The sequence below is a fragment of the Blastococcus colisei genome, assembly GCF_006717095.1.
Taxonomy (GTDB): Bacteria; Actinomycetota; Actinomycetes; order Mycobacteriales; family Geodermatophilaceae; genus Blastococcus_B; species Blastococcus_B colisei.
Genome location: NZ_VFQE01000002.1, coordinates 702,356 through 722,181, shown reverse-complemented (window position 1 = coordinate 722,181; position 19,826 = coordinate 702,356). Strand labels below are relative to the sequence as shown.

The 19,826-nt window shown below is 64.8% G+C and carries 20 protein-coding genes and 1 pseudogene; 11 read left to right on the top strand and 10 right to left on the bottom strand.

From position 1 onward, the window contains the following. Nucleotide 1: 1 nt before the first annotated feature. Nucleotides 2–343 carry a type II toxin-antitoxin system PemK/MazF family toxin gene (locus FHU33_RS22890; protein WP_246064145.1) on the bottom strand — a complete coding sequence of 114 codons (342 nt, stop codon included), beginning with the start codon at nt 341–343 and terminating at the stop codon, nt 2–4. Next, the gene (locus tag FHU33_RS22885; RefSeq protein WP_142027851.1) at nt 340–585 is read right to left on the bottom strand and encodes a CopG family ribbon-helix-helix protein; all 246 of its coding nucleotides are present in this window, start codon (nt 583–585) and stop codon (nt 340–342) included. Before FHU33_RS22885 ends, FHU33_RS22890 begins: the two co-directional genes overlap by 4 nt. A gap of 45 nt (nt 586–630) precedes the next feature. Here FHU33_RS22885 and FHU33_RS22880 point away from each other — a divergent pair, with 45 nt between their 5' ends. Together FHU33_RS22880 and nrfD are read left to right on the top strand one after the other, a co-directional pair. Then, on the top strand, nt 631–1,689 hold the full coding sequence (locus tag FHU33_RS22880; RefSeq protein WP_142027850.1) for a 4Fe-4S dicluster domain-containing protein: 1,059 nt from the start codon (nt 631–633) through the stop codon (nt 1,687–1,689). 2 nt (nt 1,690–1,691) lie between these two features. Then, nucleotides 1,692–2,747: an NrfD/PsrC family molybdoenzyme membrane anchor subunit gene (nrfD, locus tag FHU33_RS22875; RefSeq protein ID WP_142027849.1), complete on the top strand. Its 1,056-nt coding sequence runs from the start codon at nt 1,692–1,694 to the stop codon at nt 2,745–2,747. A gap of 31 nt (nt 2,748–2,778) precedes the next feature. On the opposite strand, the gene FHU33_RS26070 is transcribed toward nrfD, so the two are convergent. From FHU33_RS26070 to FHU33_RS22860, 3 genes are all read right to left on the bottom strand, one after another. Further along, complete coding sequence (locus FHU33_RS26070) at nt 2,779–3,114, bottom strand: hypothetical protein (RefSeq protein WP_246064143.1); 336 nt, start codon at nt 3,112–3,114, stop codon at nt 2,779–2,781. Between the two features lie 459 nt (nt 3,115–3,573). Continuing rightward, a complete protein-coding gene (locus tag FHU33_RS26065; protein WP_246064141.1) occupies nt 3,574–3,774 on the bottom strand; it encodes an S-adenosylmethionine decarboxylase in 201 nt (66 codons plus the stop codon). Between the two features lie 284 nt (nt 3,775–4,058). Further along, nucleotides 4,059–4,715 (bottom strand): EAL domain-containing protein, encoded by a 657-nt coding sequence (locus tag FHU33_RS22860; RefSeq protein ID WP_246064140.1) that lies wholly within the window; start codon nt 4,713–4,715, stop codon nt 4,059–4,061. A 30-nt stretch (nt 4,716–4,745) separates the two neighbouring features. Here FHU33_RS22860 and FHU33_RS26060 point away from each other — a divergent pair. The 7 genes and pseudogenes from FHU33_RS26060 to FHU33_RS22825 all read left to right on the top strand — a co-directional run. Beyond that, a pseudogene (locus FHU33_RS26060) lies at nt 4,746–5,042 on the top strand (transposase); the annotation flags it as partial. An 85-nt stretch (nt 5,043–5,127) separates the two neighbouring features. Then, nucleotides 5,128–5,907: a DDE-type integrase/transposase/recombinase gene (locus tag FHU33_RS22850; RefSeq protein WP_170182657.1), complete on the top strand. Its 780-nt coding sequence runs from the start codon at nt 5,128–5,130 to the stop codon at nt 5,905–5,907. Between the two features lie 16 nt (nt 5,908–5,923). After that, on the top strand, nt 5,924–6,121 hold the full coding sequence (locus FHU33_RS22845; protein ID WP_142027847.1) for a hypothetical protein: 198 nt from the start codon (nt 5,924–5,926) through the stop codon (nt 6,119–6,121). A 144-nt stretch (nt 6,122–6,265) separates the two neighbouring features. Then, nucleotides 6,266–6,841, top strand: coding sequence for a methyltransferase domain-containing protein (locus tag FHU33_RS22840; protein WP_142027846.1), 576 nt, complete (start codon nt 6,266–6,268; stop codon nt 6,839–6,841). A 484-nt stretch (nt 6,842–7,325) separates the two neighbouring features. Further along, nucleotides 7,326–8,450 (top strand): polysaccharide pyruvyl transferase family protein, encoded by a 1,125-nt coding sequence (locus tag FHU33_RS22835; protein ID WP_142027845.1) that lies wholly within the window; start codon nt 7,326–7,328, stop codon nt 8,448–8,450. Between the two features lie 215 nt (nt 8,451–8,665). Further along, nucleotides 8,666–9,637: a glycosyltransferase family 4 protein gene (locus tag FHU33_RS26550; RefSeq protein WP_425456799.1), complete on the top strand. Its 972-nt coding sequence runs from the start codon at nt 8,666–8,668 to the stop codon at nt 9,635–9,637. A 201-nt stretch (nt 9,638–9,838) separates the two neighbouring features. Beyond that, nucleotides 9,839–11,164: a polysaccharide pyruvyl transferase family protein gene (locus FHU33_RS22825; protein WP_142027843.1), complete on the top strand. Its 1,326-nt coding sequence runs from the start codon at nt 9,839–9,841 to the stop codon at nt 11,162–11,164. A 1,293-nt stretch (nt 11,165–12,457) separates the two neighbouring features. Here the strand turns inward: FHU33_RS22825 and FHU33_RS22815 are convergent. The 5 genes from FHU33_RS22815 to FHU33_RS22795 form a co-directional block, all read right to left on the bottom strand. Further along, nucleotides 12,458–13,972: a lipopolysaccharide biosynthesis protein gene (locus FHU33_RS22815; RefSeq protein ID WP_170182653.1), complete on the bottom strand. Its 1,515-nt coding sequence runs from the start codon at nt 13,970–13,972 to the stop codon at nt 12,458–12,460. Between the two features lie 246 nt (nt 13,973–14,218). Beyond that, nucleotides 14,219–15,430 (bottom strand): O-antigen ligase family protein, encoded by a 1,212-nt coding sequence (locus FHU33_RS22810; protein WP_170182652.1) that lies wholly within the window; start codon nt 15,428–15,430, stop codon nt 14,219–14,221. A 295-nt stretch (nt 15,431–15,725) separates the two neighbouring features. After that, nucleotides 15,726–16,370 carry a YveK family protein gene (locus FHU33_RS22805; RefSeq protein WP_170182651.1) on the bottom strand — a complete coding sequence of 215 codons (645 nt, stop codon included), beginning with the start codon at nt 16,368–16,370 and terminating at the stop codon, nt 15,726–15,728. A gap of 322 nt (nt 16,371–16,692) precedes the next feature. Beyond that, nucleotides 16,693–17,577, bottom strand: coding sequence for a sulfotransferase (locus tag FHU33_RS22800; RefSeq protein WP_170182650.1), 885 nt, complete (start codon nt 17,575–17,577; stop codon nt 16,693–16,695). Further along, nucleotides 17,574–18,503 (bottom strand): glycosyltransferase, encoded by a 930-nt coding sequence (locus FHU33_RS22795; protein ID WP_142027838.1) that lies wholly within the window; start codon nt 18,501–18,503, stop codon nt 17,574–17,576. Before FHU33_RS22795 ends, FHU33_RS22800 begins: the two co-directional genes overlap by 4 nt. A gap of 342 nt (nt 18,504–18,845) precedes the next feature. Between FHU33_RS22795 and FHU33_RS26055 the strand changes: the two genes are divergently transcribed. Both FHU33_RS26055 and FHU33_RS22785 read left to right on the top strand, forming a co-directional pair. Then, complete coding sequence (locus FHU33_RS26055) at nt 18,846–19,145, top strand: helix-turn-helix domain-containing protein (protein ID WP_170182649.1); 300 nt, start codon at nt 18,846–18,848, stop codon at nt 19,143–19,145. Beyond that, nucleotides 19,138–19,803 (top strand): helix-turn-helix transcriptional regulator, encoded by a 666-nt coding sequence (locus FHU33_RS22785; protein ID WP_142027836.1) that lies wholly within the window; start codon nt 19,138–19,140, stop codon nt 19,801–19,803. The genes FHU33_RS26055 and FHU33_RS22785 overlap by 8 nt, the downstream gene beginning before the upstream one ends. The last annotated feature ends 23 nt before the right edge of the window (nt 19,804–19,826 follow it).

Genomic DNA, 19,826 nt, shown 5'->3' with positions numbered 1-19,826 from the left:
CTCAGAGTCCGAGCACGAGTCGCAGCCCCGCGTCGACTCTCTGCATCGTCCACAACGGCACGGTGCCCACGCGTGCCTCGATCTCGCGACGGTCGATTGCTGCCACCGCGGTCACGTTGACCACGGAGTCGCGAGCGAGTCCGCTCTCCGAGGCCGGAAGAAAGACGTTGCCGCGCGCGGACGCCAGTCCGAGGTTCGACGTGATGGCCGCGATCACCACGGTGGACAACCGGGTGCGGGTGTAGGTGTCTGCCTGCACGACCACGACCGGGCGTCGACCCGCCGGTCGGCTGCCTACCGGCTCACCGAGGTCGGCCCAGTGGATGGCCCCCCGTTCGATCACCAGTCGTCGTCCGTGCGCGCAAGCATCCGCCGTCCTGCGGCGGCGGCCCAGGCGTTGGAGTCGTCTTCCCCGGCAGCCTCCAGGGCCGCGTCGATCTGGGCTGTGATCGACTCGGACTCGAGATCGGCGAGGTACCGCTGGACTGCCCGCGTGAAGAACTGGGAACGGTTGAGCCCCAGTTCTTTGGCGCGGCGCTCGACCTCCGCGAACGTGTCGTCGGGGATGGAGATGGCTGTCTTCACGACCAGAAGTATGACCGGGTATGACGACGCGTTCAAGGAGCGGGCATGACCACGGTGAGCTCGGCCAGCCCGGCCCTGAGCGGCAACGATCCGAAGAACCGGCTGTTCGGGCCGCTGCCCGACGTGTCGGCCGAGGCCGGCTACACCGAGGAGCACCCCAAGCGGGTCGGCTTCTTCACCGACACGTCGGTGTGCATCGGCTGCAAGGCCTGCGAGGTGGCCTGCAAGGAGTGGAACACGCTCCCGATGGACGACGCGGACGGCACGCGCGACGCCCTCGGGCTGTCGGGGATGTCGTATGACAACACCGGCATGCTCGGCGCCAACTCCTGGCGGCACGTGGCCTTCGTCGAGCAGGCGCGCACCGTCGACCTGCCGATGCCCGCGGTCGGCCTGCCCGGCGCTTCCGGGCGACCGGAGATGCCGCTGCCGAACCCCGCCGACGCCGACAGCACGGCCAAGGCCCAGGCCAGCGTGCTGAACGCGGAGGCGCTCGCGGAGTTCGACCCCCAGACGTCGCAGTCCGGTGACCGGGAGATCCGCTGGCTGATGTCCTCGGACGTCTGCAAGCACTGCACCCACGCCGGGTGTCTCGACGTCTGCCCGACCGGTGCGCTGTTCCGCACCGAGTTCGGCACCGTCGTGGTGCAGCAGGACATCTGCAACGGCTGCGGCTACTGCGTGCCCGCTTGCCCCTACGGGGTCATCGACCAGCGCAAGGACGACGGCCGGGTCTTCAAGTGCACGATGTGCTACGACCGGCTGACCGACGGCCTGCAGCCGGCGTGCGCCACCGCGTGCCCCACGCAGTCCATCCAGTTCGGTGACCTCGACGAACTGCAGGCACGCGCCGACGCCCGGCTGGCGACCCTGCAGTCGCAGGGCGTGGAGACGGCGCGGCTGTACGGCCGGGACGAGAACGACGGCGTCGGGGGAGCGGGGGCCTTCTTCCTGCTGCTCGACGAGCCGGAGGTCTACGGCCTGCCGCCGGACCCGATCGTGACCACCCGGGACCTGCCGGCCATGTGGAAGGCGGCGGCCACCGGCGCCGCGATGATCGTCGGGGTCGCGCTGACGGCGATCCTCGGCTCGCGGAGGAAGTGAGCATGACCGAGGGAATCGCCACCCCGGGGGCCGGCTGGCGCCGCGCGGACGGCTGGACCAGCCAGAAGCGGAAGAAGAACGGCCGACGCAGCGGCCGGCGGGCGGCCGGCGAGGTCGCGATGGTCGACGACGCCGAGTTCACCTCGTACTACGACCGGCCGATCATCAAGCCGCCGGTGTGGAAGACGCCGGACGTGCCGCTGTACCTGTTCCTCGGGGGAGCGGCCGGCACCTCATCGGTGCTGGGTGCCATGGCCGACCTCACCGGCCGGCCGGCGCTGACGAAGGTCGCCCGGGTGACCGCCGGCGTCGGCTCGATGGCGTCGGTCGGGTGGCTGATCCACGACCTGGGCCGTCCGGAGCGGTTCCTGCACATGCTGCGGGTGTTCAAGCCGACGTCGCCGCTGTCGGTGGGCACCTACATCCTGTCGCCGTTCAGCGCCGCGACTGCCGCGACGGCCGCCGTGGAGCTGCTGGGCTGGTTCCCGCGCCTCAAGCGCTTCGGCGGCATCGTGGCTGCCGTGTTCGGCGGGCCGATGGCCACCTACACCGCGGTGCTGCTGTCGAACACGGCTGTGCCGTCGTGGCACGAGTTCCACGGCAAGCTGCCGTTCGTCTTCGCCGGCTCGGCGATGGCGGCGGGGGGCGGGATCTGCATGGCGTTCACGCCCGTCGACGAGGCAGGGCCTGCACGCAAGATGGCAGTCGCAGGTGCCGCCATCGAACTGACCGTCGTGCACCAGGTGGAGAACGACGACAGCATCGTCTCGGAGCCCTATCACGAGGGACGCGCTGGGAAGCTCATGCGTGCGGCCCGCACGTGCACCGCTGCGGGCGCCGGGCTGACGGTGGTCGCCGGGCGCAACCGGCTAGGCGCTATTGCGTCAGGAACGCTACTGGCTGCCGGCTCGCTGCTCACCCGCTTCGGCGTCTTCGACGCTGGCATGGCCAGCGCGCGGGACCCGAAGTACACGGTCGTTCCGCAGCGCGAGCGCATGGCCGCCCGTGAAGCCGGCAAGGCCGTCCGCGACGGAGAGACTCGCTCGGTCGTTCGCTGACGGGGCGGGCACGGGTCGGCGGCCGGGACGACTACGCGCTGGGCGGGTTTGCGAACAGGTCCGTGCGGCGGGATGTCGGAGGTCGCCACCCGGTGGTGTCGCGGCGCGGGGGCAACGGCCGTTGTGGACGGCCGGCCGCAACGGTGTCCTGGACGACGGCGCCGCGGGTCGCCAGCAGATCGGCGGGGTCGACGTCGATCGAGCGGAACACGCCGTGGCCCAGGGCCAGCGCCAGATCCGGACGGGCCCCGTACACCTCTTCCTCCGCCGTCCGCACGGCGAAGACGCACGGGGTGCTGGCGGGTGAGCCCAGGTAGGGCCGGGAGGTCGCCCCGCCATCGGGTACCAGGGCAGGCCCATCGTGCATACCAACCGGCGCACCCGGTCGTCGAGGATGGTGACCAGGCCGGGGACGCCGCAGTTGCGGGCGTACCGCCAGATGCCGTGGCACAGGGCGACGCTGATCTCTGCACCGGCAGCGCCGGCGCGGTACCGGGGTCCACCGCCAGGCTCGCCACGTCCCACACCGTCCGGGGGTCGAGGCCGACCGCTTCCAGACTGTCCGCCACGGAGAGGTGCCACGGCTCGCCCGCCACGTCGAACAGGGTCTTCACCGGGCTGGCGTCGGCGGCGATCAGCCGCGCGGTGCCCAGTGCGGAGCCGTTCTCGTCGTCGAGCACCGTGACGAACCGCGACCGGGACTCGTAGGGGCCGTACTCCTGCTCCATGAGCTCCGGCGTGTTGCCGAACGCCTGCAGGAAGACCTGCGCTTCGACCCGCCGTGCGGCGTCCCGCGGGGAGTGCGCCACGATCAGCCGCAGGTGCATCAGAAGGACTTCGCGGCGATGGTGCCGGCGGCGAAGAAGTCGGCGGTGAAGGCCACGGCGACGTCCGGGTCGAACGCCTTGCACGTGTAGATGTCCACCGAGTCGAACAGCCGCGGCTGCTCCCAGGCGTAGAAGTGCGCTCCCGACGTCTCCCAATGGATCCACCCGGCCCAGCCGTACAAGTCGGAGCGGTGCGTCACCGGCTCGAGGAGTTTGCACCATGTCCACCTCGCGGGACAGCGCCGAGAGGTACCCCCGGATCTGCACGTCGTCCACGGGCCGGGCCGGGATGCCCTCGATCACCAGTCGCTGCCGCACGATCTCCGGCGCGAGGTCGCGCCAGGCGACGGGGCGGTGGAGCAGTTTTCGGGCGGGCGAGGACGGCGTCACGTGCCCATAGTCCCCAGTCGATCGCGCACCGTGCTCATGCGCCGTGGCGTGTCGCGACGGACACGCGGATCACATGCGCGATGTGCCTCGCAGTTCAGTCGCTGGCCGGGCCCTGGTTGAGCTGGGGCATCAGTGCTTCGTCGACGAGGCCGGAGTCCGAGGCGGCCAGCCAGGGCAGGAAGTCGTCGACCGGCATCGGGCGGGCGATGGCGTACCCCTGGGCCACGTCGTAGCCCAGGCGGGCGAGCGTGGCGCTCATCGCCAGGGTCTCGACTCCTTCGGCGACAAGGCTCAGTCCCAGGGCGGGGGCCAGCGCGACGGTGCTCTGCCCGATGGCCGCCACCCGGGGGTCGCGGTCGACGTCGGCGGTCAGACTGCGATCGAGCTTGAGCTCGTCGGCCGGCAGGTGTCGCAGGTAGGCCAGCGAGCTGTACCCCGTGCCGTAGTCGTCGATCGACGTGCGGACCCCCGACCGCCGCAGGTCGGCGAGCACCGTACGGCCGCGCTCGGGGTCGGCCATGAGGGTGTCCTCCACCAGCTCCAGCGTGAGCGCCCGCGCGGGCAGGCCGTGCCGGTGCAGCGCGGCGGCGACCTTGCAGGCGAGGTCGAGGTCGGTGACGTTGGCCGCCGACAGGTTGACCGATACCGGCACCTCGCGGTCGGGCCACCAGCGAGCGGCCGTCGCGAGCGCCAGTTCGAGCACCCGGTCGGTCTGCGGCCGCAGGCGCCCGGCCTGCTCGGCCGCCGGCACCAGGACGAGTGGAGCACCCGGGCAGCCGGCGCGGTCGCGGCCTGGGAACGGGCCTGGGAGGAATTCACCCCGTTCCTGGCCTTCGCCCCGGAGATCCGCAAGGTCATCTACACCACGAACCTGATCGAGTCGATCAACTTCCAGCTCCGCAAGGTCACCAAGGCCCGCGGCTCATTCCCCACCGACGAAGCCGCGATGAAGATCCTCTACCTCGCGCTACGCAACATCAGCGACCAGAGAGGAGGTGAAGCCGGCACCGGCACCCACGGCTGGAAGAACGCCCTCAACGCCTTCGCCCTCCAGTTCCCCGACCGCCTACCCCTCTGACCAGCATCCATCACAGAACGGCTACGCCCGCTTACACAGAAGATTTGACAGGCCCTGCTTCGGTGACCAGAAGGAGACCTTCCCCGTGACCCCTGACCAGATCATCCATGCCCGGCGTGCCCATGTGCTGGACCAGGCCGCGCTGACTGATGTGAGCGCCGCCTGCCGGGCCGCCGGCGTCTCGCGCACCAGCTACTACAAATGGGTGGCCAAGGCCGAGAAGTGCGGCCTGTCGGCGCTGATGCCCAAGGACCGCCGCCCGCCGATGATGCCGAACGCGATGACCGCCGAGGAGGTCAGCACGATTCTAGCGATCGCGGTCGCCAAGGCCACCCTGGGCGCCCGGCAGTTGGTCGACCACGTCGCCGCTGCCGGGGTGCACCGCTCGGCCAGCGGCATCCAGAAAGTGCTGCGGCGCCACAACCTCGCCACGCGCCGGCAGCGGATCGCGGCGCTGGCGTCGCTGACCGCCACCGAGTCCGGGCACCTGACCGACGCGGCGATGGAAGGGCCGTTCGGGTTCTGCCTGGCCGCCACCGACCCCGGACAACTGGTCTGCCTGGACACCTTCTACGTCGGCAAGCTCAAAGGCGTCGGCGCGGTCTACCAGCTCACCGCCATCGACGTGGCCACGCGCTGGCTGGTCGTGCGACTGATCGTCGGGGACAAGAGCGCGCAGGTCGCCGCCGGCTTCCTCGACCAGGTCCAGGCCGCGTTCGGCGAGATCGACGTCGAGCTGGCCGGGGTCCTCACCGACAACGGCCCGGAGTTCACCGGCCGCGCCTTCCGCGACCACGTCACCGACATCGGCGCCGCCCACCGCCGGATTCCGCCCGCGCAGCCCCAACCACAACAGCGTCTGTGAACGCGTCCAAGGCACCGTGCTGCAGGAGTTCTACCGGCCGTTCTTCCACCGCGGACGCGTGGACCGGATCGCCGATCTCGACGCTGCGCTGCAGACCTGGGTCACCGACTACAACACCCGCCGTCGCAACCACGGTGACTACATGAGAGGCCGCAACCCCCGACAAGTCCTCGACGCGATCACTGCCCGCAACGCCCTGTGCCAAGCTGCCTGACGATAGCGCAGCCGACGGCCCCACCTGTCACCTCGACCCGTGTCCTGGAAGCGCTAGGGTATTCAACTGACGCGTGCGACTGGGGGGCCTGTGCGACGGCGCTTAGCAACGGAGCTGTCTCGTCGATCGAGGGAGTCCAAGGTCGTGTGGCTCCGGCAGCGGATCGAGCCGGGAACCAGCGTCCTCCTCGTCGGAGCCAGCGCCTACGGCGGCGGGGGGGCGGGAACTAACAACCTGGTCGAGAGGGGCGTGGCCTCGTTCACCCGCGCGCACGCGCTGGTGTACGGGGGAGGTAATCCGCAATTGGGGTGCCCCCACAGTGCCGGTGACGCCTGCGCGCTGCCGTTCGCTGACTCGTCGTTCGATTACGTCGTGAGCAATGCAGTGATCGAGCACGTCGGTGGCCCGGAGAGGGCGCGCACGATGCTCACCGAAAGCCGACGTGTCGCCCGCAGAGGCGCCTTCCACACGACACCGGACCGGTGGTTTCCCGTCGAGACGCACACGCAGGTCCCGCTGCTCCACTGGCTGCCCCGGGACAGGCAGGCTGCAGCTTTCGCTCGCGCCGGAAAGCCGACCTGGAACACCACGTATTACTGGCTGTTCGGCTCCCGCGATCTGGCAGGCCTCGACCCGGCCTTCTCAGTCTCGAGGATCAACCGCATGACGCTGGTGACCGCGTGGACCGCCGACGCAACGACGAGCGCCGATTTAGCCTAGACACCGGTGGCGGGCCGCCGTTCCACTCGCCGGAGGGACAGCGCCGTGACGGGAAGCTTTCAAGTCGCTGCACACCGGTAGCGCGAGGGCCACTGAGTCGAGGGCCTGCCGACACACCGCAGGTCGGTGAAAATTGCCCACCTCGTTTCCTGGTCCCGAGTACAGCTGCGCTGGTCCGCCTTGGGCCATCGCGCGGGCGTTCCCCTCCACGTGCGACGAGGCCGCCCGTCCATCAGCGCACGACCGCGACGAGGCGATGCATGGGCGACCCAAGAGCCTTGGGACCCACGGGGCGCCCCTACCGTCCCGTAGCGCCCCTGCAACGCCAAGTGGATCCCTCGTTGAGCGACAGACGTTCGCAGCCGAGCCTGATAGTTTTCTCGGCCGTGACCGCCGAACCGAATGAGTAGGCCGATGTCTACGTCGAGACAGGGACGTTTCGTCCTCCGTGCGACAGATCCTCGCCCCCCGAAATGAGCGGCACATGCCCGTGAACCGCCGAGCGGCAATCACCTCCACTCGCCGCACCCTGTCGGTGCTGTCGAACTTTCCTCCCAGCGCTAGGACGTCGACCCGACGAGTCGCCTACGTCGGGTGGTCAGGGAACGGAAATCTCGGAGACGAGGCAATGCTTGCAGCGCACCGAAGCCTGCTGCCCGAGTGGGACATTCTTCAGGTGCCTAATCCTCCAGGCATAGAGCGCATGACCGCACCACTGCTGAGGCGTGTGGCGGCAATCTGCCTAGGCGGTGGGACGCTCATCTTCAATGGCCACTTCCGCAGGACGCTCGAGACACTGATGCGAGCTGCCCCGGACGCGCCCAGAGTGATGCTAAGTGTAGGCGCGGAGGACTTGGATTACCGGGAGGGGCGTCGAGCAGGCGTGACCACCGAAGTGCAGCGGTGGCGACCGCTGCTCTCCGAATTCGAGTCTATCCGGGTCCGGGGGCCACTGAGTCAGGAGGCGCTGCGACTCGCGGGCTTGCAGAGTGTGGTTGTCGGGGACCCAGCTCTGGCATTACCGACGGCACTGGTATCCGCTGAATCGACCACTGAGGCCCGCGCACGTGTCGGAGTAAATTTCGGCGTCACGGATGACATGTGGGGCGGCAACCACTCCGCCTTCAGAGCGGCGATGGTGGCCACCGTTAGGCGCCTCGTGGACGACGGACATGACGTAGTGCTACTTGCCACGACTTTGCAGGACCATGCGCACCTTAGGGAGATCTCCACTGAATTGGCGCGCCAAGGCACAACAGTTCGAGGCCCCAACAAGGTCACTCTCCCGGCGCTGGACGCAGCTTTGCAGGATTGTGACATCGTGGTAGCTGAGAAACTCCACGCCTTGGTACTCGCTGCACGATTCGCTATTCCTACTGTCGCCCTTGAGTACCGTCCAAAGTGTCGGGACTTCCAGCTGTCAATCGGGCGAGGCGGTCAAGTACTCAAAACATCGGAAGTCGATACCGAAGTTCTAAGCCGCATGGTCACGAACGAGCTTAACGCCAGCCACGAGCGTGATCGACTCAGCGGCGTGGTGAAACACCACCAGGCCGAACTGCGGCGGTCCGCCGCGATGATGGAGCGGGCCATGAGGGAGCCTTCGTGACTGAAGTTCGGATCGGGGTGACATACCCCGGAGACCTCGGAGACCCGGCCGAGCGTTCTGGCACACCCCATGGAATCGTCTCCGGCCTGCGACAGCTTGGCGTGGAGGTGACCGCAGTCCCGGTGAGCACTTCGCCCCTAGTAGAGAAGGCGGTCGCCGTGACGACAGGCGCAGCGCCGGATACCAAAACCCGCGGCACGTCCATTGCTGCCCGAATGCGCGCCAGGGGCTCACGTGGTCTGCAATCGACAACGACCGCCTGGCTACGTAGCAGAGTCGGCACCCATCGTGCAAACCATGTCGACGTTGACGCCTGGGTCCAACTTGGAGGCGGCTATCGCCTTCAAGTAGACGAGCCCATCGCAGTTTACGATGACATGACCGTGTTGCAGGCCCGGCAATATTCTTATGGTAATTGGGCTGATCTACCCGAGGCGCTGGTCCGCCGCCGTGCTCGGTTGCAGGGCGACGTCTATCGGTCCGCCGCTGCATGCTGCACAGAATCCTCCTGGGCAGCGGCGGCAATTTCCGATGGCTTCTTTGTGCCGGAGGAGCGGATCTCCGTAGTGGGCACCGGAACCGACTGGCGCCCAGAGACTGCAGGACGCGACTGGTCGACTCCGAGGTTGTTGTTCGTGGGGTTAGATTGGGAGAGGAAAAATGGCGCCCGCGTCCTGGACGCTTTTCGTCGTCTCCGGCATGACTATCCAGAAGCCACGCTGGACATAGTGGGCCGTCATCCACCCGTGGAGGAACCAGGGGTCCGCGGCCACGGTGTGCTACCTAGGAACTCGGTTGAGGGTCGGCGCGCCTTGGAGCAACTGTTCGCTCAGGCAACCTGTTTCGTGATGCCTTCCCTGTTCGAGCCGGCCGGCATCGTCTTCACGGAGGCATTGGCTGCGGGGCTGCCAAGCGTAGGCGGAGCCATCGGAGGGTCGAGAGATCTCATCGGCGACGCCGGGGTGGTGGTCAACCCTACCGATAGCCGCGCGATTGAGACAGCGGTGCGTGAAATGCTTGAGCCAGCGCGAGCGGCGGAAGTGGGAGCCCGGGCCTCACGACGGGCGCGTCTATTCACTTGGGCTGCGGTGAGTGCTCGCCTACTACATTCGTTAGGAATTCAGGCTCCGAACGGCTACGAGGTTACGCCATTACCGAACACGAGCGGTCGCGAGATAGGACAGTAGTGAGCGGCTAAGCCCGAACACGTAATCAAGTTGTTATGTGGACGACGGCAGAAGGACCCACAGTACGGCAGGTGATCCTGCGCTTAGGATCTGTCGGCGGTGGCTCAGATTGCCCTTCGCGGACCGGTCACAGCTTGGACCCTTCGGCGCTTGGCTGCATCAGAGGCGCCGACGGCGACCGGACGTTAGGCTTTGGTTGCCATGAGCTACGGTTTGCGCGATCGCGATATCCAGTACGCGAAGGGACACCAACGAATGTTTCCATCCTTGAGGTCATGTGTCAGCCTATTTGGCGCCCCCGGGTCTGAGTGGAACCTTGGCGTCGCAGCTCTTCGGGAATCGGCGACGATTGGGCTGCTGAGCCGCCGCCCCGATTCCTTGCTGACGATATTCGACGACGGGTGGGGCGTGCGGCCGGCCAGTATCACCATCGACGGAGCGGACCATCACTATCAGTTATGTGGCGTCCGTAACTCCCGACGCATCTACCGACCAGAGAGTTACGCACATATGCGAACATCTGCCCGTCTTGGGCTGCGCAACGCAGGAATGCAGATAGTGAACGAAAGTTCGGCAGTCTGGGACGTCAGCGGTGGCGACAGCTTCTCTGACTTGTACGGCGCAGCCCGTTTCCACTCTGTCACGCTGCCCAAAGAGCTTGCCCTATCAAGGGGCAAGCCGCTCATTCTCCTTCCGCAGACCTATGGGCCATTCAAGGATTCAACATTACAGCGACGGGCTACCGGAGTATTGAGGAAGACACTGTCCGCGTGGGCGCGAGATGTTGACAGTTTCAATTCGCTTCAGGAGCTCCTCGGAGCCGACTTCGACGTAGAACGACACCGTCTTGGCGTGGACCTAGCGTTTGGACTGCCGCCGGCAGAACCACATGAAAGTCTTCGTCAGGCAGTGCAGGCCAGGCTTGACGGCGCTGATGGATCACCTGTCGTTGGCCTGAATGTCAGTGGCCTGCTTCTCAAAGAGCCTGACCCTGCTGGGCGCTACAACCTGAGGGTGAATTACCAGCAGCTGCTGGAAGATCTCGCAAGAGCCCTGCTAGCGCGGGGCGTGGTCCTTGTGCTTGTACCCCATGTCCGTGGGTGGGGGCCGCTGGAGGGAGATGAGGATGTCACCGACGCATTGGCGCAGAGACTGCGTGAGAGCTATCCGGAGCGAGTACACACAGTCCCGTCGGAGCTAGGCGCCGGCGAAAGAAAGTGGCTCATCTCAAAGTTGGATTGGTTCTGCGGTGCACGAATGCATGCCACCATCGCGGCAATCTCATCTGGGGTACCGACCGCGGCCATCGCTTATAGCGGCAAGGTTCGCGGAATCTTCGCATCCTGTGGTCAAGAAGATCAGGTAGTAGATGGGCGCGTGTTAACGACGGAAGCCGCCCTAAACAGCCTCATCTCCTCGTACGAGGAGCGCGAAGAGATTCGGACGCGCCTTGAGTCGAAGCTTCCTGATGTCCTTACACAAGCAGAGGTTCAGATGGATCAGATAGTTGCACAGTCCGCTGTCTAGCGACTGATTCGCTAGAGACGGATGACCGCTCAGACCGATACGATGGAAATGCAGCCACTTCGGCTGCTGCATCAAGTTCTCATGGTGCGGGCAGGGCTTCGTGCATGGACAGTAAGGTTGGGCCGTGTGGGGCCCCGGCACAGGGCCCGTCTGGCTATGCGACGGGTTGAGCAATCTGATGAGCTCAGGACTCTAGTCCAAGAGCCCAGTCCGCCTGAAGACGATTGGGAGTGCCCATAGCCTCGTGATTGCTAACAAGCGCGACCAGAGCACGGGGCTCTAAGCTCTCGAAATCCAGCTCTCGTACCAACTGCTGCTGTTCTTCGGTCAGTCGTGTGCGAATGACCCTTGCTGGATTGCCGACCACGATGGCGAAGTCGGGTACGTCCCGCGTCACCACGGCTCCGGCGCCCACCACGGCGCCCAAACCGATGCGCGAACAACCGCTGAGGATCAAGGAGCCCGCGCCGATCCATGCGTCGTGCTCTATTCTGCAGGTCGTACGCGGGACATCCCTGTCGGCTGAGACCAGGCCGAGTGCAGGGTTGTAGACGTAAGGACTCATACTCAGGCGAGAGGTCGGGTGGTCGGCACCGAGTCGCCGAACGTCTGGACCAATGGACACAAATGCACCGATAGATGTACCAGGATCCGCTCGGCCAGGCTCTAGAAGTGAACCGTAACTGAAGGGGCCGACTTCCACGCCATAATATCGATCAAGAACGCCTCGAAGCGTCGCCGATGTGAGCTGCCCGCCTTCACGCCTAAGCACTCGTCGGAGTATCGCGCCCCTTAATGGTAGGCGCCTGTACCAGCGAAGGACAAGCCGCCCAGCAATCGATGCGTACATCCGTCTCCCGCTCGCCACGGTGCTCCTAGTCACGGTTTCCGACTATACGGGCCCCGGGGGTGCCCGAGCGGCGATGGAGTCCGGAGAAGGGTTTGTTTGCTGGCCGCAAGTTCCGTTGACAAGGCTTCCCGGCTAGGACTGATCCGCCAGATACCTCGAGCCAACGAACTCGGTCAGTCCAGAATCGCAATCAACCAGAAGCCCGCAGTGAAGAGCGCCCCGGCCAATAGAGCTAGGAGGACCACTCCAAGTATCCTGTTGCGGTCGCCATCGCTGCGTGATCCGTCATCCCTGTCCACCAACGCAAATCTCCCTGTTCTCGAGCTCGTTAAGCGACGTACCCCTCGGCCCTGAGGTGCTGGCCCACTTGTCTGTCTGATCCATACCCCACGGTCGGGTTGGGCCGGGGTGTTCGGTCGATGACAGCACCTGGCCGGCAAGCATCATGTGAGGGATCGCTTCCCTCGAGCCATAATCAGATAGTCACGTTCCCCGAACCAGATCAATATAAGATAAACCAACGCTGAGGCCCCCAGTTGAGCGGCTAGCACGATGGCGGAGTGACTCTGGTAAAGGGTGAACCGGGGAACCAGTGCGGCGCCCATGGACAAGATCGCTGCCAGCGTAACGAAGGCCACTGACCGGACCATGACCTGCAAGCGGATCGCGGCCAGACGCAATGCCGGGACCACAAAGAACCACACTGAGATCCAATTGGCGATTAGTAGCCCTGCGGCCACGCCCACGATGCCGTGGGAGAGTCCTACGACTATTCCCCCAACCGCCGCCATGCTGGTCACGAGTCCTAATCGAAATTGAAGGCCGGTCCTACCAAAAGTCTGGAACAGTGCGCCGCAATTCAAGATCATAAGTTGGGCCGGGATAGATCCCGAGAGAAGGGCAAGTACCGGGGCCATGGGTAGCCAGCGACTGCCGAAAAGAGTCTCCACGAGCGCAGGCGAGGTCGCTACTAGCACCGCCGCGATAGGAGCTCCCACTAGCCATGAAGCCTTGTTTCCGGCAAGCCAAACGGTAGTAGTCCGCTCTCGATTCTGCTGCACCCGTGCGAGAGTCGGAAACAGGACAGTGTAGAGAATCGCGCGGATCTGTCCGATAGGTGTAATCATCAGGTTGTAGGCGCGGCTATAGTAGCCCAAGGCGCTAACGCCAAGGAACGCGCCGATGAGCAAGCTATCTGCATTCCTCGCCCAGTAATTCACCACATTGAAGCCGAGCAAACCACGCGTGTATCGCCACAGAGCTGCGGCGCTCCGCCACGATGCTCGAAATCGTGGCCGCCATCGCGTATGGATCCAGCACTGTACCGATGTTGCTACCGTGGCCGCAAGAGATCCTAAGACTAAAGAAGCGGCACCCAATCCGAGGGCGGCGAGTGTGATAGCAGTGGAGGCATTGGCGATGGTGCTTACTACTGTGATGGTAGACAGCGTCTTAAACTCCAGTTGCCGCTGCAACAGAGCGCCATGCACAACTCCAAACGACAACGTGAACGAGAGCCCCGCGAGCGAAAGCAGGAGCGTGACGGACGGCTGATTGAAATAGCCGGCCACGATGGGGGCGGCCGCCAAGACGACTATTGTCACGGCCGCGCCCAGTACCATGTTCATCCAGAAGGCGGTGGAGAACAGTTCATCATCGTCGTGCTCACTTCGGACGATGGCGGACGATATACCGGAGTCGACAAAGAGAACGGCAAAACCCGTTACTGCCATAACGAGCGCTACGAGGCCGAAGTCTTCGGGCGCGAGCAGTCGGGCTAGCGCGATTGACATGCCGAGTTGGACGACGGCGCTTACCAGGCGGCCTAATCCCGTCCATGCAACTCCGCTGCGCGCCCGGCGGCCGAGGCCAGCGGGGACGTTTGCGGCACCGGCCTCTTTGGGCAAGGTCGCTGGGGCTGTGGCCTTATTCCCTAAGGGCTTAAGATGGTCGTCCACGCCAGCCCCTACAGGGGGAAATCCGAACGCGTTCCCCGTCGATGGGCGAGCCGACATGCGCACTTGCGCTGCCAAGCGTTGTCGTAGTGGCTGGGCCGCTCCAGTCGCCGACGGGTTCCTGTCGTTGTGTGAACAGACGAGCGGTCGTGCCATTGCGCTCTTCGGATCGTGTGGCGCGTCTATCATATGAATAAGTATCGGAATGGGATGCGCAGGGGTCCGCGAGCTGATCTGCAACGGTGCGCATCACGCCATCTCCTCGCGAGGATGTTCGGCGCGTAGAGGAGACGTCAATGACGGAACTCCAGGCGGCGCAGGTTCATGCGTGTCTCGCAGGCGCCAGAGGGCGCCGCTCATGCCGAAGACAAAAAAGATAATGCCGGCAAAAGTGGGAAACGCCAAAGAATCGAAAGTGAGGGAAGTTATGAGGGCAACCGCCGCGCTGGCGGTCACGGTCTGGCCGAGATGGCGGTCGACGTCCCATGTCGCATTCCTCCGGACATGTCGTCCGATGATGATGGCGGTGAAGAACACGGATGACAGGGCTAAGGTCCCGATGAAGCCCACCGCAAGGAAGGACCCAAGGAACTGATTGTCGAGCACTCGGTAGAGTTCCGGGACATATGTTCCTGGCCCTCGACCGAACCAAGGTCGGTCCCGTATGTAGGCAGATGTGGCGGCGAAGTCGGCGAGTCGAGCTTGGATGCTCGGGTCCGCGTCGTAGTTCAGGAACGCAGACTTGATCGTGCCAAGAACGCCCGGAATCGCTGTTCGGAATGCGGCCATACCAACCACAAGGCCAAGGAATCCCCACAACTTCATGCGGTTCGGCCAAGCAAGCCCTAAGACCACTAGCCCCGTGATGAGTCCAAGAAATCCCGCACGGGAGATGGCCAAAGGGATTGCTCCGGCGATGAGCGCCACTGTGGTCCAGCGCAAATAGGATGTCCTTCTGTTGGATGTCGCAAGGGCTCTGTGTATAGCGAAGGGAAGGACCATCGCGAGGACGACCCCGAACTCAATATAGTGCTGCTGCGTGCCGTAAACACGACTTAAGCCAGGTCCGCCCCGGAGTCCAACCCCTACGAGATCGGCGTTGTACACGAATCCGGGCGGTCGAAAGTACGGTGCTAAATCAATGCCGTAGAACTGCAGCCAGCCGACTGCCGCGCTAACGGCGGAAAGAGTAACCATCGCGCCTATGACGCGGTCAAGGTCCCGTCGCGTGCGCAGCCCGTCGGCAGCGACGAGGGCTACGCCAACCCACGACGCCAGAACTATGAGGTATCTGTCCGCCCCACTTGACTCCGGTGGAAGCAAACCGCGATCGTACCCAAGTGCGTAAGAGATGAGCACCGTGACAATCAGGATGAGAACGATCCATGTGACGGGATGCGAAGATCGCGTGGCGAGGCGCGGGTGGAGCCGTGTGGCAATCCACCACGCCAGCAGACCCAAGCCAGCTGCTACAGCAGGTCTCCCCGCGGCTCCCATACCTGGGAGCACCAAACGAGCCGGCACCAAGAGTAGAAGTACCAGATAAAGAAGAAAGAGAGTCGCCGCGATGACCTCGCGGGTGCTCCTGCGGAGGTGTCGCGGGCCGTTAGTCGGTCGTTCTTGCTCATTAGGTGCGGCCAACGCGTTTGTCATCTGGCTATCTCACGAGCGTGGGTGGGTGGGTGCTGAAACCGTCGCTTGCGCTGGCCTGCTTGGGGGATGCGTCAAAATCCCGCGGGCTCGTCGGATCCTCATTCTACTGGCTGCCTCTGACCCTTTGATCCGCATGCCGCTTGCGGCGACCAGTGACGCCATCGAAGAGAACCGTGACCGCGACCGTGAGAAGCAGTCCGATTGCTAGAGTCGCCACGAAGGCGCGCAGCTGAGAGTTGTCTACACTGGAGATTGCGGGCTGTGAGAGAACCTGTATCCCGAGGCGTTGATCGGCCTGAACTGCTTCCTGTTGCTTATCAAGGTTGGCGGACATCTGTTCGATGACACGTTGTGTTGCGCCGGTAGCTTCTAATGGATCCTTCGACTCGATCGATATGTTGAGAATCGGACTGCGGGTGGCGGTCTCAACGGAATAGGCCGCGAGGGACTCGTCGGCCATCGCCTGCTGTCGAAACTCAGGCTCCTGGGCCAAAATGGCCAACACCTGCGCGGCGAGTTGCGTCGATGACGAAGACCCCAGGAGGGGGTTCACCGGAACCGTCTGCACGCCAGATTCCGTATTTATTCGGGCCTCGCTGGGCGGCAGGACGATGACGCTAGCGTTGGCCGTATAGCCGGGTTCTACGCCTCCGCGCACAAATAACGCTGTAGCCAATGCAAGAAAAACTAGAGGCAGCGCCAAGCGCCAACGCCGCACGAGCGCTCGCCACACCTGCAATACGTCCACTACAATCCCTTCATACGGCCGGGGTGAAGCATACAGATGAACACGAAGGGAGATTTCTCTCTCACCCAGCCGAGGGAGGCGTGCCCTATCGGCGATCGGCGTGGTGCACTACTTGCTCGCTGCTGGGGCTCGAGGGCGGGTGGAGGAACCGCCTGGATCCGCCACTGAGCGACTGCCTACTGCTTCCGGGAGTCTAGTCCGGCGACGGCACACGGGGTCACGGGCGGGGAAGCCCGTCTCCCTGGCATGCGAGGCTACTGAGTGGGACCGATGGATTTGTATTCGCTGACGCACGGTACCGCTGGGTTGGCATGGTTCAGCGTTAACAGTCGTAACCCATGTCAGCGATCCGTGCGACCAGTGATGGACCGCCGAGGGTGGAGACGTCCAGTGCGTAACCACGGCCCAGTGAGGCCGGCGTCCTGATGAAGCTCTTGAGCCCGGGGGGGATCCCGTCATTCCTCGGATGGCCAATGAAGTCGGCGAGCTGTTGAATGCCGTGGTCGGGGTGCAGGATGAGGTCTTCGAGCCGCACGGCCAGGAAGCGAATACGGCGATCCCTTGCGTACATCACGGCTCGTTCATTCATCTCCGTCCACCAGTGCAGTTGGGCGGCCGCCCGGCTGCCGTGTCCATGCAGGCTCAGGTCGGGGAAGGCCCTCGACCAGATGGCGAACTGGTTGTGTGGCACAACTGCGTAGTCTCGGGGATCACGCATGACGTGCACGTAGCTCATGCGCGGGAACTCCTGAACCATGGCTGGAAGGAAGAGGTGCGCGGTGGGCTCCTTGAACCCCCAGCGCTCGCCTGGTGCATGGCGCCTGCTCCTCCATGCGGTTCTCAGCCGGCGGCCTGTCCATACCGTTCGTCGTGCGGGGGTAGGCCTCTCGATCCCGTAGCGGATATGGTCGGCCGAGGCGCGGAGGAGCTCTCGGGCGATGCCGGGTTCGGTCACGCTGCCGGGGGAGCGACACAATCGACCGAAGACATGCACCAGGTCTGCCGCCCTGTTCATGCGTTGACCGAGCGACGGGGCGGCCAGTTCGCGCGGCCGCTTCAGGAGAAGCGTAAACAGGAGATTGTCGAGTGCTCGGTTGAGGTCGTCCCCCATATGGATACCCAGCTCCTGCAGTATCTGGGCGACGACCCGCGTCCCGCTGCTTCCCAGGCCCGAGACGACGACCGGGGAGGAGTCCGCGGAAGTCACTGAGTGACGGAGCTGCGGCTGACGTGCCATCGAGCGGCTTCCTCGATGTCGGCCCACATCAGCTCGTCGACCTCGCGGCTGATCGACAGGTCTCGGCCGTCCAACTCCTTGGCGATCTGCAACTGGTGGTCGTCGACGTGCTCCCCGCGTGAGCTGCGGCGAGGGACGAGAACCGGTCGCCGGCCAGCGTTCAGTGAGCCCAAGGCGCTGCCGATGCCGGCGTGGGCGACCACCGCATCAGATGTGGCGATCGCAGCCTGGAGCTCGTGCTGCGGCATCGACGGTCGGGCAGTCAACGCGAGGCCGCTGACGTCGGTGACTCCCGTCTGCCAGAGGACCTCGACTCCTTCGGGGATGATCTCGACGAGCCGCTCCAGCAGGCTGCGGAATCCGTAGCCCTCGATCGTCCCGAGCGTCACGACCACCGATCGCACATCCCCGCGTGGTTCCGCTCGTTGGACAGCCTGGAAGTCGTCGAAGACGGAGACGTTCAGGTTCCAAGGTGGCTTGGCCCAGGAGGAATATTGCGCCGAGAGCTTGATTCCTGGAAAGCGCTGCAGCATGCGCCCCGTCGTCGAAGGGCCGTCGCTCCGGGCGGCGCTCTCGATGTAGTGCGCATCCCTGCCCATCGCCCTGGCGATGGGGAGAAAGGCGAGGGCGATCCCGGATCCGGTGCTGATCACTCTCCTTACTCGATACCGGCGGAGAATGCGGATGGCCCGGAAGGTGTTCGTAACCACGCTCCAGTAGCCGCGTGGCGGTGTGTACGGGACGAACTCGACGACCTCCTGCTCCAGCATGGAGCGGCTCTGAGGCGAGTCGAACGTGACCCACACCACGGGAGAGCCCGGAACGACCAGCCGCGGCCGCAACTGATACAGCTGGGCGAGGTGACCGCCGGTTGCTGCGACGAGCAGGGTGGTCATTCGCACTCCGTCCGCTGGCCGAGTTGCACCCCCCCGAGGAGTGGGGTCGGTCGTCCCGGCGAGTTCCCGCTGTTAGCGTTCTAGGGATACTAAGGGAGGGCGTAGGTGTCGATGGCCCGGCAGGTATGCGTGGTCGACCCATGCCGGTTCACCCGTTCTGCCATGACTCAGCTGCTCCAACGGCGCGGGATACGTGTGGAGTCCTTCGCTGTCGCACCTGAATACCCGTCAGACACCCGGCCGTGGGACTGGTTGGTGATCTTGTCGGAGCCAGGGCGGTCAGAGCGGTCGGTGGAACTGCATCCTCCGGGGGGGCCGCCCATGACGGTGGCACGAGAGGCGATGACTCTCGACCGCTTGCTCCGCATCCTGAGCGGGGATGATGATCCAGTAGCGGCGCCATCAGTTCATGTCCTCGGCGACAGCGGCCCGATGCTGACCCACAGAGAACTGCACGTGCTCCGGGCGCTCGTCGATGGCGACAGCTCGCGGGGAATCGCCGAGCGGCTCGGCATCAGTGCGAAGACGGTCGAGAACCACAAGGCGAGGATCTACGCCAAGTTGGGTGTGCAGAGTCAGGCGCAAGCGGCTGCGATGGCCGTGCGGCGGGGGCTCATCCAGGCGGACCGACGCGGTGCCTGAATCCGTCCGAGTGCTTCTCGGCGACCACGACCCCCTGACGCGGGATCTCGCGGCGGACGTGCTGAAGACGGGAGGGTGTGAGGCCTTCCTCTGCCCCCGTGACGAGTCGCTGGCAGCAGCCGCGCGACGGGTCCGGGCGGATGTTGTTCTGCTGGATGTGAGCCGAGAACCCTCCCCAGAGGCCGTGGAACGCACGGTTCTCTCCGCGCTCGAGAGTGGCGCGAGGGCGTTGCTCATCGCCGACGGCGCATCGAGGGAACAAGTGCTCGCGGGCTTGCTGGCCGGCGCTTCCGGCCAGGTCCAATTGTGGACGACATCACCGCAACGGTTCTTGAGGGCCGTTCGTCAGGTCGCCGAGGGAAGCGCGGCGCTGCACCCGGACGTCGCGGCAGCGGTACTCAGCCAATGGCGCGCCATGCGAAGCCTCGACCAGCCCAAGTCCCGCAGTGGGCTCAGTACTAGAGAAGTGGAGATCTTGTCGGCGGCCGCTGACGGGCTGACAAACCAGGCGGTCGCTCGGCGGCTCAACTTGTCCGCGAGGACCGTGGAGAACCACAAGGCGCGCATCTTCGCCAAGCTTGGTGCGCGTAATCAGGCGGAAGCGGTCAGCATCGCGATTCGGCAGGGGCTCCTACCGAATCACGAAGTTGGTTCCTAAGACAGCGAACGACGGCTCCCCGA

Excerpts from the sequence above, each read along its gene's own strand:
- FHU33_RS22795 (WP_142027838.1), bottom strand. The coding sequence starts at position 18,503 with ATGACCACCCTGCTCGTCGCAGCAACCGGCGGTCACCTCGCCCAGCTG.
- FHU33_RS26055 (WP_170182649.1), top strand. The coding sequence starts at position 18,846 with ATGACTCTCGACCGCTTGCTCCGCATCCTGAGCGGGGATGATGATCCA.
- FHU33_RS22880 (WP_142027850.1), top strand. The coding sequence starts at position 631 with ATGACCACGGTGAGCTCGGCCAGCCCGGCCCTGAGCGGCAACGATCCG.
- FHU33_RS26550 (WP_425456799.1), top strand. The coding sequence starts at position 8,666 with ATGCGCGCCAGGGGCTCACGTGGTCTGCAATCGACAACGACCGCCTGG.
- FHU33_RS22835 (WP_142027845.1), top strand. The coding sequence starts at position 7,326 with ATGCCCGTGAACCGCCGAGCGGCAATCACCTCCACTCGCCGCACCCTG.
- FHU33_RS22825 (WP_142027843.1), top strand. The coding sequence starts at position 9,839 with ATGAGCTACGGTTTGCGCGATCGCGATATCCAGTACGCGAAGGGACAC.
- FHU33_RS26070 (WP_246064143.1), bottom strand. The coding sequence starts at position 3,114 with ATGCACGATGGGCCTGCCCTGGTACCCGATGGCGGGGCGACCTCCCGG.
- nrfD (WP_142027849.1), top strand. The coding sequence starts at position 1,692 with ATGACCGAGGGAATCGCCACCCCGGGGGCCGGCTGGCGCCGCGCGGAC.